The organism is Brevundimonas vitisensis (assembly GCF_016656965.1).
In the GTDB taxonomy this organism is placed as follows: domain Bacteria; phylum Pseudomonadota; class Alphaproteobacteria; order Caulobacterales; family Caulobacteraceae; genus Brevundimonas; species Brevundimonas vitisensis.
The window spans coordinates 845902-859043 of the sequence record NZ_CP067977.1 but is presented as its reverse complement, the minus strand read 5'-3'; the positions used below and the strand labels follow the sequence as shown (position 1 = coordinate 859043).

The 13142-nt window shown below is 67.3% G+C and carries 12 protein-coding genes, 1 tRNA gene and 1 other RNA gene; 5 read left to right on the top strand and 9 right to left on the bottom strand.

Going from position 1 to position 13142, the window contains the following annotated elements; genetic code table 11:
* Positions 1–128: 128 nt before the first annotated feature.
* On the bottom strand, positions 129–1922 hold the full coding sequence (locus JIP62_RS04305; RefSeq protein ID WP_201103684.1) for a site-specific integrase: 1794 nt from the start codon (positions 1920–1922) through the stop codon (positions 129–131).
* Between the two features lie 104 nt (positions 1923–2026).
* Positions 2027–2102 (bottom strand) — tRNA-Lys (locus JIP62_RS04300).
* 176 nt (positions 2103–2278) lie between these two features.
* Between JIP62_RS04300 and JIP62_RS04295 the strand changes: the two genes are divergently transcribed.
* Positions 2279–3730, top strand: a complete 1452-nt coding sequence (locus tag JIP62_RS04295; RefSeq protein WP_201103683.1) for an amino acid permease — start codon at positions 2279–2281, stop codon at positions 3728–3730.
* A complete protein-coding gene (locus JIP62_RS04290) occupies positions 3730–4083 on the top strand; it encodes an Hpt domain-containing protein (RefSeq protein WP_201103682.1) in 354 nt (117 codons plus the stop codon). The genes JIP62_RS04295 and JIP62_RS04290 overlap by 1 nt, the downstream gene beginning before the upstream one ends.
* Here JIP62_RS04290 and JIP62_RS04285 read toward each other — a convergent pair.
* From JIP62_RS04285 to ssrA, 3 genes are all read right to left on the bottom strand, one after another.
* Entirely contained in the window at positions 4080–4823 is a 744-nt protein-coding gene (locus JIP62_RS04285) for a C13 family peptidase (RefSeq protein WP_201103681.1), read from the bottom strand. The genes JIP62_RS04290 and JIP62_RS04285 overlap by 4 nt on opposite strands.
* 67 nt (positions 4824–4890) lie before the next feature.
* Positions 4891–5385, bottom strand: a complete 495-nt coding sequence (locus JIP62_RS04280; RefSeq protein ID WP_201103680.1) for an SspB family protein — start codon at positions 5383–5385, stop codon at positions 4891–4893.
* 98 nt (positions 5386–5483) lie between these two features.
* Positions 5484–5848: a transfer-messenger RNA gene (gene ssrA, locus JIP62_RS04275) on the bottom strand.
* A gap of 36 nt (positions 5849–5884) precedes the next feature.
* Between ssrA and JIP62_RS04270 the strand changes: the two genes are divergently transcribed.
* Positions 5885–7579 (top strand): bifunctional protein-serine/threonine kinase/phosphatase, encoded by a 1695-nt coding sequence (locus tag JIP62_RS04270; protein WP_201103679.1) that lies wholly within the window; start codon positions 5885–5887, stop codon positions 7577–7579.
* A 15-nt stretch (positions 7580–7594) separates the two neighbouring features.
* Here JIP62_RS04270 and JIP62_RS04265 read toward each other — a convergent pair whose 3' ends face one another.
* Positions 7595–7912, bottom strand: coding sequence for a hypothetical protein (locus JIP62_RS04265; RefSeq protein ID WP_201103678.1), 318 nt, complete (start codon positions 7910–7912; stop codon positions 7595–7597).
* Between the two features lie 66 nt (positions 7913–7978).
* On the bottom strand, positions 7979–8860 hold the full coding sequence (gene miaA / locus JIP62_RS04260) for a tRNA (adenosine(37)-N6)-dimethylallyltransferase MiaA (RefSeq protein WP_201103677.1): 882 nt from the start codon (positions 8858–8860) through the stop codon (positions 7979–7981).
* A gap of 86 nt (positions 8861–8946) precedes the next feature.
* Between miaA and JIP62_RS04255 the strand changes: the two genes are divergently transcribed.
* Both JIP62_RS04255 and JIP62_RS04250 read left to right on the top strand, forming a co-directional pair.
* On the top strand, positions 8947–10014 hold the full coding sequence (locus JIP62_RS04255; RefSeq protein WP_201103676.1) for an Mrp/NBP35 family ATP-binding protein: 1068 nt from the start codon (positions 8947–8949) through the stop codon (positions 10012–10014).
* An 80-nt stretch (positions 10015–10094) separates the two neighbouring features.
* Entirely contained in the window at positions 10095–11192 is a 1098-nt protein-coding gene (locus JIP62_RS04250; protein WP_201103675.1) for an NADH:flavin oxidoreductase, read from the top strand.
* Between the two features lies 1 nt (position 11193).
* On the opposite strand, the gene JIP62_RS04245 is transcribed toward JIP62_RS04250, so the two are convergent.
* Both JIP62_RS04245 and rsmA read right to left on the bottom strand, forming a co-directional pair.
* Positions 11194–12330, bottom strand: coding sequence for a pyridoxal phosphate-dependent aminotransferase (locus JIP62_RS04245; protein WP_201103674.1), 1137 nt, complete (start codon positions 12328–12330; stop codon positions 11194–11196).
* Positions 12327–13142: a 16S rRNA (adenine(1518)-N(6)/adenine(1519)-N(6))-dimethyltransferase RsmA gene (gene rsmA, locus JIP62_RS04240; protein ID WP_201103673.1), complete on the bottom strand. Its 816-nt coding sequence runs from the start codon at positions 13140–13142 to the stop codon at positions 12327–12329. The genes JIP62_RS04245 and rsmA overlap by 4 nt, the downstream gene beginning before the upstream one ends.

Sequence of the window (13142 nt, the reverse complement as noted above, 5' to 3'; positions counted from 1 at the left end):
GCGGATCGTGATTGTTGCCGGCGGCCAAGAACGCTTTGCGCGACCGTAGATCATTATACCACGTGGTCGCCGACTTCGACCAAACCATCGAAAAGGCGTCTCCGAACGTGCGATGGGAAACCCGTTTCCTAGAGCTTCAGCGCCCCGAACTTTATCCGCGCCAGGTTGCGGTGGAGCATGCCGATGCGCTTGACGCCGTATTTGGCGGCGACGGTCTTGGGCGCCCAGCCGCCGATGGCGTCGATGATCTCCGGGGAGATGTCGAGGTCTAGGGCCCGCTCGCGCAGCATGTGGCGGAAGGAGTGAGCCACCAGCTTGGGCGCGTCGGAGACGTGATCGTCGATGATCTTGTTGATCCGCTTTGAGTGATAGTGGGACCAGTCCACCTTCTGGCCGACGACGCGGGGCTTCACCTTGGGGAACAGCTGGGCCTCGCCGGCGGCCTTGCGACGCTCGACGAGGTTGAGGAAGCCGGCCTCGATCACGAGAGGATGGATGGGCGCCGGGCGGATGCTGCGCTGGTTCTTGTACTGGGCCTGACCGATCCTCAGGCCCTGATCGTCGAACTCGCCGAAGTCGAGGAAGTGGACGCCGTCGTGCTCGCGCACCTCATGGGTGCGCAGCTGGAGAAGCTCGGAGATCCGCGCGCCGTTCAGGCTCAGCGCCGTCACCCAGAAGAGCGAATGATCCTCGGCTTTGTGCGGGGCCAGCGCCGCGAACAGCTTGATGAGCTCTTCGTCGGTGAAGCCCTCGCGCTGCACCTTGGGCGCGGCTTGGGGCATCAGTCCCTCGAAGGGGTTCTTGTCGAGCCAGGCTTCGTTCTCGGCGAGCGCCCAGTTCCAGATCATGGAGACGTGGTTCATGTAGGTGCGCACGGTCGTGACCGAGACGGCCGGGTCGCCCGTTTTGATGCGGGCCTCGGCGGCTTCGGCTAGGGTCTTGCCGGGGAACTTCTTGGTCGCGTTGGACGGCACCGTCTGGATGAAGGCGAGGAAAGCCCGAGCATCCTGGCGGCCGATGGCGCGGATGGGCTTCTTCTCGCCGAAGAACTCTTTCAGGGCCCGCATGGGCGCGCGATAGTCCTTGTTCTCGCCCTTGGCCGCCAGATAGGCGGCCAGGAGCTCGTCAAGCCTCTTGTCGCCCGGCCGCGGCACATGGGTCGGGTGTCGGGGCACGACGATGTCGGGGCGATGCGCCAGTTCGAGGAGAGTTGCGGCGTAGCGGCGCTCCTGCTCTTGGGCCCGGACCACCTCCATCCAGGCCTTGGCGAAATACGGTCTGACGATCGTGCGCGTGGTCGCCGCCCAGCGCGCTCCGAGGACGGCGTTCAGCACCGTGTCGAAGCCGTCGATGTCGCGCCAGGCCTCGGGACTGGTCTCGATAACCTGGAGACGATCCAGAAGCATGAAGGTCTCTGGTGGCATGGCCGGGCCGCGCGAGGCCTCGGGCCGTTCCCCGAAATAGCGCTCGGCCCAGACGAGGCCGCCATGCTCGACGCCCGCGGCCGGCGACGCCAGGGCTTCGGCGCGGGCCTTGTATTCCAGCAAGCTGATCTCGACGTCGAAACCGAGGGCCGTGGCGACCTCTTCGGTCCTCCAGGCGTCGATGCGCTCGCGCGCCTGAGAGACGCCGCCGGGCTTATGCTCCGCCCGCAGGCTGGCGAAGACGGCCTTCCACTCGCGCCTCAGGGCCTCGCCTATGCCGTCGGCCTCCTCGGCGTTGCGACGGCGCGTGGTCTTGATCAGGGCGCCCTTGGGCCGGCCGTCCTCGTGGACGAGCAGGGCGAGTCGCGCATCCGTCTCGGGAAGGCCGAGGGCGATGGTCTGGACGTCGGCCGGAACGATGAGCCGGACATTGCGGGTCAGGCCGTTCTTCGGCGCCGAAACCCCGTTTCGCTTGGCTCTAAAAGAGGCGCTGGACATGGCCAAAACCCTCGCACATTTTGCACAAGTTTTGTACAAGGTTTGTTGCGAAAAGGCGTTTCGGTTCAGCGCCTTCTTGTGATTTCAAGGGGTTAGGTGGACGATGGTGGGTGATGTAGGGTTCGAACCTACGACCCGCTGATTAAGAGTCAGCTGCTCTACCAACTGAGCTAATCACCCGGACCAATCGTCGTCGCCAGCACGGTCAGGACCGGCTTCGGCGGAGGGGGCGTTCCTAATGGGATTGGGCGCGGGTGGCAAGGGTGTTTGCCGCTGCGTTCCTGTTTGTCGCAGGAGGGGCTAGGGTCAGGGTCAGGGAATCAGCCGCCGGGGAGCGGCGCGGGGGAGTGACGCACATGGCCTTCTGGAACCGTCGTCGGTCGATCGACACCATGCTGGCTCCGCTCGACGGGCCGCGCATGAAGGCGACGCTGAGCTGGCCGCATCTGCTGGCCCTGGGCGTGGGTGCCATCGTCGGCACAGGTATCCTGACCCTGATCGGGGTCGGGGCCGGTCTGGCCGGGCCGGCCGTCATGATCAGCTTCGCGCTGGCCGGTCTGGTCTGCGCCTGTGCGGCCCTGGCCTATGCGGAGCTGGCCACGGTCATGCCCGCCGCAGGCAGCGCCTATACCTATTCCTATGCGGTACTGGGCGAGATGGTCGCCTGGATCGTCGGATGGAGCCTGATCCTGGAGTATTCGCTGGTCGTCTCGGCTGTGGCCGTGGGCTGGTCCGGCTACGCGGTGGGCTTTCTGGAGGGGCTGGGCATGGCGCTGCCGACCGCCCTGGCGGCGGGGCCGCACGTCGAGGGTGGGCTGGTCAACCTGCCCGCCGTCTTCATCATCGCGGTGGTGACGGGGCTGTTGCTGCTCGGAACGCGTGAGAGCGCGACGCTGAATGCGGTGCTCGTGGTGATCAAGATCCTCGCCCTGGTCGCCTTTGTGGCTCTCGCCCTGCCGGCCTTTGACGCCAGCCATTTCACGCCTTTCATGCCCAATGGCTTCGGCGCGCCCAATCTGCCGTTCCTGGAACAGTTCACCGGCGTGCCGGTGGCCCAGACCGGGGTGATGGCGGCGGCAGCCATCATCTTCTTTGCCTTCTACGGGTTCGACGCCATCTCGACGGCGGCCGAGGAAACCAAGAAGCCGGAGCGCGACCTGGCCATCGGCATCGTTGGCTCGATGCTTATCTGTACGGCGCTCTATCTGGTGGTGGCGGCGGCGGCGATCGGCGCGCGACCCGTCGCCAGCTTTGCAGAGAGCCCTGAGCCGTTGGCCCTGATCCTGCGCGAAATGGGGCAGGGGACGGCCGCCCAGTGGATCGCCGCCTCGGCCGTGATCGCCCTTCCGACGGTCTTGCTGGCATTCCTGTATGGGCAGAGCCGGATTTTCCTGGGCATGGCGCGCGACGGCCTGCTGCCACGCGGTCTGGCCCGCATCTCGTCGCGGGGCGTGCCGGCCCTGGTGACCGTCTTTACGGCTGTGGTTGTCGGGGCCCTGGCAGGGGGCATGCGACTGGACGAGCTGGCGTCCCTGGCCAATGCCGGGACGCTGGCCGCCTTCGCTGCGGTAGGGGTGTGCCTGATCGTGCTGAGGCTGCGCGATCCCGGCCGCAAACGCCTGTTCAAAGCTCCGCTATGGTGGCTGGTTGGTGGGGTCACCATCGTCGGCTGTGTGGTCTTCTTCCTCAGCCTGCGTCCTTCGACCCAGTGGTATTTCCTGCTGTGGAACGTGATCGGACTGGTGATCTACTTCGGCTGGTCGGCGTGGAATTCGCGGCTGGCCAAGGGTGAGGAGACGGCGGCCTGATGGCGCGGCGCGACCTGAGCGGGGCTGTCGACTTCGCGGTGTTGGAGGCCATGACCGCAGGGGACGACGCGGTGACGGAGGAGGTGCTGGCGCTGTTCGTTGAGCAGGCCGCCCTGTGGTCGCCGATGCTGGATGTACGCTCCGACGGTTGGCGAGACGCCGCCCATACGGTGCGCGGTGCAGCGGCGGGGATCGGTGCCGGGACCCTGGCCCAGGCCTGTCAGGCGGCTGAAGACGCGGACAAGGCGATGGCGGCGCCGCTGCTGGAGCGGGTGCGCGATGCACTGGATGCGGTGCTGGGCGACGTCGCCGCCTATCGTCATGAGCTGATGCTGCGCGGTCTGCGTGGCTAATCGACTGCGCGTCGGAACCGCAGGGTCGGCAAGCGCAGCTGCATCTCGGAGCCGATCCAGACCTGGGGCTCGGAGGCGGGGGTCAGGCCCTCTTCGCGTTCGCGTCTTGAGACGCAGGCCCCCGCGGCGTGGGCCAGGTCGGCGAAATCGGTCGCGGTCGGCAGGGACTCGATAATGCAGCCGTCGAAATAGGGATAGGTCGCATCCTCGCTGCATCCGAACGAGGCTCGGTCGCGCCGCGCGGCGGTCATGATCATGCGGTTCGGGCCCTTCAGTCCCTCGACGAACACGCCCGAGAAACAGGCCGAGACGACGATGACGGTGGGGCGCGCCCCGCACCATCCGCGCACCAGATTGGCCATGTCGGCCGGGGCCAGCATCCGGTTCGGACCAAAGACCATGCCCTGGGGTGAGCCGTGGGAGGTGAAATACAGCAGGCAGCCGGCGGTGGCTCGTGCGGTCAGGCTGCTGACACCCGCCATGGCCTGGGTCGCGGTGACGGGATCGGCCACGTCCGGTCGCAGGCTGTAGTCGACCATGTCGGCGCGCGAGAACCCGGCTGCGACGAAGCTCGATACAAGGTCGCGCCTGGCATTGTCGAAGGCCTGGATCGGCTGGCCGCGACTGGTGCGCCAGTCCGCCGCGATCACGGCCGTTGCCCAACCATCAAAGCGCGACTGGGCCAGGGCCGGGGTGGCCAGACCCATCAGCATCACGAGGGCCGTCAGTATCCTGATCATCGTTGATCCCACACAACGCCGTCCAGGGCTTTACCTTGGCAGTTGGTGGGCTGACGTCAACTGACGGCTACTTCTTGCGGAACTGGTCCAGCGAGACGACCTTGGGTCCGTCGTCGCCCGCGGGCGGGGGGGCAGCCTTTTCGGTGGCTGCCGGGCGAGGAGCTTCGATCACAACCGCGTCTTCAGGAGCCGGGGGATCGAACTGCAACAGGAATTGGACCGCCGGATCATAGAAGCGGGTGATGGCCTTGTAGGGGACAGACAGCACCTTGGGCATGCCGCCGAACTTCAGCATCACTGAAAAGCGGTCGGGTTCGAGCGCCAGGTCCCAGTACTGATGCTGGAGCACCACCGTCATTTCCTCGGGGTATTTGGCCAGGATGTCGGGCGGCAGCGAGACGCCGGGCAGGCGAGTGCCGAAGGTGATGTAGAAGTGGTGCGCGCCAGGGATACCGTCCGGACTGGCGGCCCTTTCGAGGGCAAGGCGGATCACCCCGCGCAAGGCATCCTGTGCGAGCAGTTCATAATGCATCTCATCGATCGGGGGTGTATCGTCCGCCATCGTCGCCTCTTTGCCTCGAGCGCGACTGATAGCGGTCGCGGGCCGCGTTCGGAAGCGGCAATAAGGGTGAATACGTTCAGGGGCGTGTCGATGAGGGAAGTGGAGGGCTTCTGTTGCCAGGCGCCCTCCGGGCCCCGCCCAGGGATCTGAACCCCTGGGACTTAAGTCTCGAAATCACTCGACCGCATTACGCGGCGAGAGCGACTTCTCCAGCGAAGTTATCGTTCGCAGTTAGAAAATAGCCCGATACGGTGGGCCAGTACGGGCGAAAGCAACCTCTTTACACGTCCGTCGATGCTAGTCGGCCCCCTGCTCGCTCCGCCGATAACGCGGGGAAGGAATGGTGGAGCCGCCGGGAATCGCACCCGGGTCCGGTCCGCTTATTACAAGCGCGTTTATCGCCATAGTCCGGGCGAACCCGGACAGAGCCAATATAGGGCTGGAACCGCTTGCATCCAAGCGTTGAAGTGAAGTCTGTTCTGAGGCGGGGGATCCACGCATGAGTTCGGACGCACGGCTGGAGATCGCGGCGGGCTTTGCGACGGCAAAGGGCCCGCGCGCCGACAACCAGGATTTCGGGGCCGTTCATGTCGGTAATCCGGCCGAGCAGGCTCTGCACGGCATCGTCGCCGTGGTGGCCGACGGGGTCAGCGGATCCAAAGGCGGGCGGATCGCGTCGGAACTGGCCGCACGCAGTTTCATCGATGGCTATCTGGCCAAGAGCCCGCTGGGCGGGATCGCCGCGGCAGGCGTGTCGTCCCTCATGGGTTTCAATCGCTGGCTTCATTCGCGCAGTCGAACCGATCCGGCCATGACGGGGGCTGCCACCACCTTTACTGCCCTGGTGCTGCGCGGACGCGAGGCGGTGGTCCTGCATGTCGGCGACAGCCGCGCCTGGCATTTCCGCGACGGCGTCCTGGCGCAGCTGACCGAAGATCATGTGTTGGCCCAGCCGGGATTGAGCCATGTGCTGTATCGCGCCGTGGGCATCGAGGCGGAGGTGCGGCTGGACCAGCGTGTGGTCGCGCTGAAACCTCACGACCGGCTGCTGCTGACGACCGATGGCGTTCACGGGGCAGTGACGCCGCAGGATCTGACGCGGCTGCTGGGGCGGCGAGCCTCGGCCGATGCGGATGCGCAAGCCATCGTGGATCATGCGGGCGCGCAGGGCACGCGCGACAATGCGACCGCCGTGGTGATCGATATCCTCAGACTGGGAGCGCCGGATCGCGATGCCCTGGGCGCAGAGGCAGAGGGCCTGCCCATCCTGCCGCCGCCCAAAGCCGGGGACAACATCGACGGCTTTAGTCTGGAGCGGCTGCTGTCTGATGGGAAATATACCCGCGTGTTCCAGGGACGAGACGGGGAGGGCGGCGCAGCGGTCGTGCTGAAATTCCCCAAGCCGGCCCTGCTGTCGGCCCAGGGCGCGCGCGGTGCCTTCCTGCGCGAAAGCTTCATCGGCCAGCGGATCGACAGCCCGTTTGTCGGCAAGACCCTGACTCTGGAAGCCGGCCGCCAGAGCCGCCTCTATGTCGCCCAGCCGCTCTATGTCGGCCAGACCCTGCATGCGCGTCTGGCCGAGGAAACCTTCGACATTCCGCAGGGGGTCGAGATTGCCATCCGGCTGTCGAAAGCCGTGGCGGCCCTGCATCGCAAGGGGATCGCCCATCGCGACATCAAGCCCGACAACGTCATCCTGGAAACCGGCGGCGGCTTGAAGCTGATCGATCTGGGGGTCGCGCGCCTGCCGCGCATCGACGAGTTCGCGGAGGCCGAAGCGCCGGGGACGCATGGCTACAAGGCACCGGAAATGTATGCGGGGCATCCCGGTGACGCCCTGACCGATCAGTATGCGCTCGGGGTGACGCTATATCGGCTGTTCGTCGGCGACTATCCGTGCGGTCAGGATGAGGACTTCACCCGCATGACCTTCGACCGTCCGGTCCGCCCAACGGTCCACCGGCCCGACATGCCCGCCTGGCTGGAAGCAGCGATCCTGCGCACGCTCAGTGTCCAGCCCGACGATCGCTTCGCCGATGTGGAGGAGCTGATCTATGTCCTGGAGAGCGGCAGTGCGATCGCTGCGCCACCCGTCCAGGGGCTGAGCCTGATGGAACGGGATCCCGCCCGCTTCTGGCAGGGGGTCAGCGCCGTCCTTCTGGTTCTGCTGCTGATCGCGCTCATGACCCACTAGAGCAGGTCTTCGGGATTATCCGCCCAGGAAGGGACTAGGGCTCGAACTGGCCGGGTTGCCGGCGTTCGGATCCAGGTTGCGATCAAGGCGGTCGCGGGCACTGGAGGAGCTTTCGCGCCGCTCGTCCCGCTCGCGAGCCGTCATGCAGACGCGGCGGCGACGGTTGGTGCCGACCACCGATTCCGTCCTGCAGATCATCCGCTCCGGGTCGCGGTCGTCAGTGGATGCGCGCGGAGGAGCGACTTCGAGTTCGGGCACATTGGTGGCTGGCGGGTCCTGGGTCAGAGATCCTGACAGGGCCAACATGGACGCGAAGACAACGGCGAGGCTCATGGGATACTCCGACCAAACTGAAAATTTTGCAGTGTCAGAAAACGCGCTGGGCGTTCGGAAATCAAGTCACACGTGGTTGTTCGCGCTGCGGGGCCAATCGGGTGTCTGATTGCGGAACCAGGTCAGCTGGCGCTTGGCATAGTTGCGGGTGGCCTGGCGCATGGCGTCGAGGGCTGCCGACAACGAGGTCTGGCCCGACAGATGGGCGGCCAGTTCGCGGACGCCCACCGCCTTCATGACCGGCAGGGACGCGGGCAGGTGGCGTGCCGTCAAGGCCGCGACCTCCTCCAGTGCCCCTTCATCCACCATGACGTCGACCCGCGCGTCGCAGCGGGCATAAAGGACCTCTCGGTCCGGCTCGATCACCAGGGCGCGATAATCGTCGGCGGCCAGGATCGGCACGGTGTCCGCCTGCCAGTCCGACAGGCTGCGGCCGGTCTGGGCGTGAACGGCGAAGGCACGGGTCAGACGTTGGCGATCGTTCGCGGCCAGGACGGTGGCGGCACGGGCGTCAACACGGGCCAGGCGGGCCCGAAATGCGGCCTCGCCCTCTTGGTCATAGAGCGCCGTTGCCGCCTCGCGCGTGGCGTCATCGACGGCCGGAATATCCGCCAGGCCGCGCGTCAGGGCATGAAAATAAAGGCCTGTTCCACCGACAAGAACCACAGGCCGACCGCCGCCGATCGCCTGATCCAGCAGGGGCTGCACGGCCCGGACCCAGCGACCCACGGACCAGGCCTCGGCCCCGTCGACCTGACCGTACAGTGCATGGTCGGCCAGGGCTTCGTCGGCGACGGAGGGGCGAGCCGTCACGACGCGCAGATCGGCATACAGCTGCTGGCTGTCGGCATTGACGACCAGGGCCCCCGTCCGCCGGGCCAGGTCCAGCGCCAGCGCCGACTTCCCCGAGGCGGTCGGTCCGGCAATCAGGGTGACGGGGGCGCACAAGGACAAGGGTGTTGGGGCTCGCTAGTCGACTGCGGGGGCGATAGAACGCGCGCGGCCCGTCTCGCAAGGGCCGGGAGCCCTGACCTGTGATTGACCGCGCCACCGTCCTGACCGTTCTGGATACTATTGTCGACCCGCGCACGGGCCAGGGTTTGAATGCCTCGGGTCTGGTGCAGGGGCTAGTCGTGGGCGAGGACCGGGCCGGGTTCGTCATCGAAGTCCCGTCCGATCAGACGGCCCTTTATGCCCCCGTGCGCGATGCGGCCGAGGCGGCGCTGGCGGCGATGCCCGGCATGGCGCGGGTCTCGGTGGTGCTGACGTCGCAAGCCGTGGAGGCCAGGCCCCGGCGGACGGCATCGCTGTCCCCGCAGGCGGTGGATCAGGGGCGGCCCAAGGCCCCGGTGCCGACCGATCGCCCCGCCCATGTCCGGCGGGTCCTGGCCGTGGCCAGCGGCAAGGGCGGTGTCGGCAAGTCGACGGTCTCGGTCAACCTGGCCTGTGCCCTGGCAGCGCGCGGACTGTCGGTCGGATTGCTGGACGCGGACGTCCATGGGCCGTCGCTGCCGACCATGCTGGGGATATCGGGCAAGCCCGACTATGTGAACGGCGCCATGGTGCCGGCGCGGGCCTGGGGGCTGGCGGCCATGTCGGTGGGACTGCTGACCAAGGCCGAGGACGCCATGGTCTGGCGCGGCCCGATGGCGTCCCAGGCCCTGACGCAGATGCTGACCCAGACCCGCTGGGGCACGCAGGAGGCGCCGCTGGATGTGCTGGTTGTCGATCTGCCGCCCGGGACCGGCGACGTGCACCTGAGCCTGATCCAGAAGACCCCGCTGGACGGGGTGGTGATCGTCTCGACGCCGCAGGAGGTTGCCCTGGCCGATGCGCGGCGCGCCCGTGCCCTGTTCCAGAAGGTCGGTGCGCCTACCTTGGGTTTGATCGAGAATATGACCGGCGAAGTCTTCGGCCGCGGCGGAGCAGAGGCCGAAGCCGGACGGCTGGGCGTGGCCTATCTGGGGGACCTGCCGCTGGACGCTTCGATACGCGAAGGCGGCGATGCCGGGAGGCCCGTGGTGGTCGCGCATCCAGACGGGGAGGTCGCCGCGCGGTTCAACGCCATTGCGGCCAGCTTAGCCGCTGCGCTGGTCGTCTGATCGAGAAAAAGTCAGGCAGAGGGTTTCCAAATGAAACCCTGAGGCCCACCTTGGCGGTTCCAGATTCCTGAGGAGCCGCCATGTCCGTCGACGCCCTTTTCCGCCCGTTCACGGTCAAGTCCCTGACCCTGCCCAACCGCATCGTCATGGCACCGATGACGCGGTCGTTCTCGCCAGGCGGCATCCCGACCGAGGACGTCACGGCCTATTATCGTCGCCGCGCAGAGGGCGGGGTCGGTCTGATCGTGACCGAGGGCACGGTGGTCGAACGCCCGGCGGCCCGCAATGACGCCGCGGTGCCGGTGTTCCACGGCGAGGCCCTGCCGGAATGGAAGAAGGTGGTGGAGGCGGTGCACGCGGCCGGTGGCCTGATCGCGCCGCAGATCTGGCACGTCGGCTCGGCCCGCGGCCAGGGCAAGGAATGGCAGCCGCTGGGCAAGGTCGACAGTCCGTCTGGCCTGGTCGCACCGGACAAGCTGAAATATGAGCCGATGACCGAGGAGGACGTGGCCGACACCATCCATGCCTTTGGCCGGTCAGCGCGCGCGGCGAAGGACCTGGGTTTCGACGCCGTCGAAATCCATGGGGCCCACGGCTATCTGATCGATCAGTTCTTCTGGGACGGGGTCAATGCGCGCGGCGATCGTTGGGGCGGGCCGACCATCGCCGACCGCGCGCGGTTCGGCGTCGAGGTCGTCAAGGCGGTGCGCGAGGGCATCGGCGAGGACACGGCCCTGATCCTGCGCCTGTCGCAGTGGAAGCAGCAGGATTACACCGCCCGCATCGCCCAGACTCCGGACGAGATGACCGAGTGGCTGTCGCCCCTGTCCGAGGCCGGGGTCGACGTCTTCCACTGTTCGCAGCGCCGCTTCTGGGAGCCGGAGTTCGAGGGGTCGGACCTGAATTTCGCCGGCTGGGCCCGCAAGCTGATCGGAAAGCCGACCATCACCGTCGGCTCCGTCGGTCTGGACGGCGAGTTCATGGCCGCCTTTGCGGGGGAGGGGTCCAAGCCCGCCTCGCTGGATGGACTGATCGCGCGGTTGGAGCGGGACGAGTTCGATCTGGTCGCCGTGGGCCGGGCGCTGCTGGCCGATCCTTACTGGGTGCAGAAAATCCGCGAGGGTCGTCACGAAGACCTGAAGGACTTCGAGCGCGCCGACATGGCCCGGCTCTACTGATCTAGGGGGTCGTTCGGGCGGCGAACCAGGGTTCGATCCGGCTCAAGGCTTCCTGCACCTCGGTCGTGGAGACGGCGAAGCTGAAGCGCATGAAGCGGTGGCCGTGCACGGGGTCGAAATCGACGCCCGGCGCGGTCGCCACGCCGGTGTCGCGCAGCAGGGCCTCGCAGAAGGCCAGGCTGTCGTCGCTGAACCGGCCGATGTCGGCATAGACATAGAAGGCGCCGTCGGGTGGGGCGATCCTGCCCAGCCCCATGCGGGGCAGGGCCTCCAGCAGCAGGGCGCGGTTGCGGCGATAGACGTCGAGATGCCCCTCCAGCACCTCATGCTGGTCCATGGCCACCAGGCCCGCATGCTGGGCCAGGCTGGGCGGGGTCAGGAACAGATTGCCGATCAGGGCGCGGGCCGCTGCCACCTGATCCGGGGGCACGATCAGCCAGCCCAGCCGCCAGCCTGCCATGCTCCAGTATTTGGAGAAGCTGTTGATGACGGCGGCCTGCGGATCAAAGGCCAGCATCGACGGCACCGGGCCGACGTAGGACAGTCCGTGATAGATCTCGTCCGAGAGGATGGCGATGCCGCGCCCTCGGCAAACCTCGGCGATGGCGGCTAGTTCCTGATCCGCGATGATGGTGCCGGTCGGATTGGCCGGACTGGCGACGATCAGGCCCTGGGGGGCGGGATCGAGCGCGGCGATCGCCGCCGCCGTCAGTTGGAACCGCACGTCCGGGCCGCAGTCGATCTCGACCGCCGTCATATGCAGGGCCCGCACCGTGTTGCGATAGGCGACATAGCCGGGCCGGGCCATGGCGATCCGTTCGCCCGGCTTGAAGCGCGCCGACAGGGCCAGGACCAGGGCCGGCGACGCGCCGCAGGTCAGCAGGATGCCGTCGGGATCGACCGTGACGCCATACCGATCGGCATACAGCCGCGCGATCCGGTCCTTCAGCGGCGCGCTTTCCCAATAGCCCATGGCTTCGGCATCCAGCACCGCATGGGCGCGGGCGATGGCGGCGGGCGGGGCCCCGGTCGATGGCTGGCCGAACTCCATATGGATGACTGAGCGGCCCTGGGCCTTCAGCGCATGGGCCAGGCGGCTGATGCCGATGGCGCGGAAGGGTTCGACGCCGGACGTCACGCCAGGGCCCGCGCCAGACGCAGGAAGCCCGCGCCGTCGATGACCTCGGCCCGGGCATCCGGCTCGATCCCGGCGGCCTCGCACAGGGCGGCACCGCCGAGGGTCTTGAGGCTGGAGCGCAGCATCTTGCGGCGCTGGCCAAAGGCGGCGGCGGTGACCCGCTCCAGCCGCTTGAGCGTCTCGCGATCGGGACGGTCGGCACGGGGGACCAGGTGGACCACGGCGGATGACACCTTGGGCGGCGGGGTGAAGGCGGCGGGCGGCAGGTGCATGACCAGCCGCGCCTCGCAAACCGCCTGGGCGATGACCGCCAGACGGCCATAGGCATCCTCGTCAGGTGCGGCCACGATCCGTTCGGCCACCTCCTTCTGGAACATCAGGGTCAAGGCGTGGGGCAACCAGGGCCCGGTCAGCCATTTGATCAGCAGCGGCGTGCCGACATTGTAGGGCAGGTTGGACACCAGATGGGTCGGGCCGTCCGACAGCGCCGCCTCGTCGACCTTGAGCGCATCCGCCTCGACGATGGTCAGGCGGCCGGAGCCGTCGTCCAGCTCGGTCAGCATCGGCACGAAGCGAGGGTCCTTTTCGACCAGGATCACCCGACCGGCGTCGCTTTCCAGCAAGGCGCGGGTCAGGCCGCCGGGGCCGGGGCCGACCTCGATCACCGCCCGCCCCTCGAACGGGCCGGCCAGACGCGTGATCTTTCGCGTGACGTTCAGGTCCAGCAGGAAATGCTGGCCGAAGCTCTTCTTGGCCAAAAGGCCGTGAGCGTCGAGGGATTCGCGGAGGGAGGGCAGGTCGGTCACCCGCAC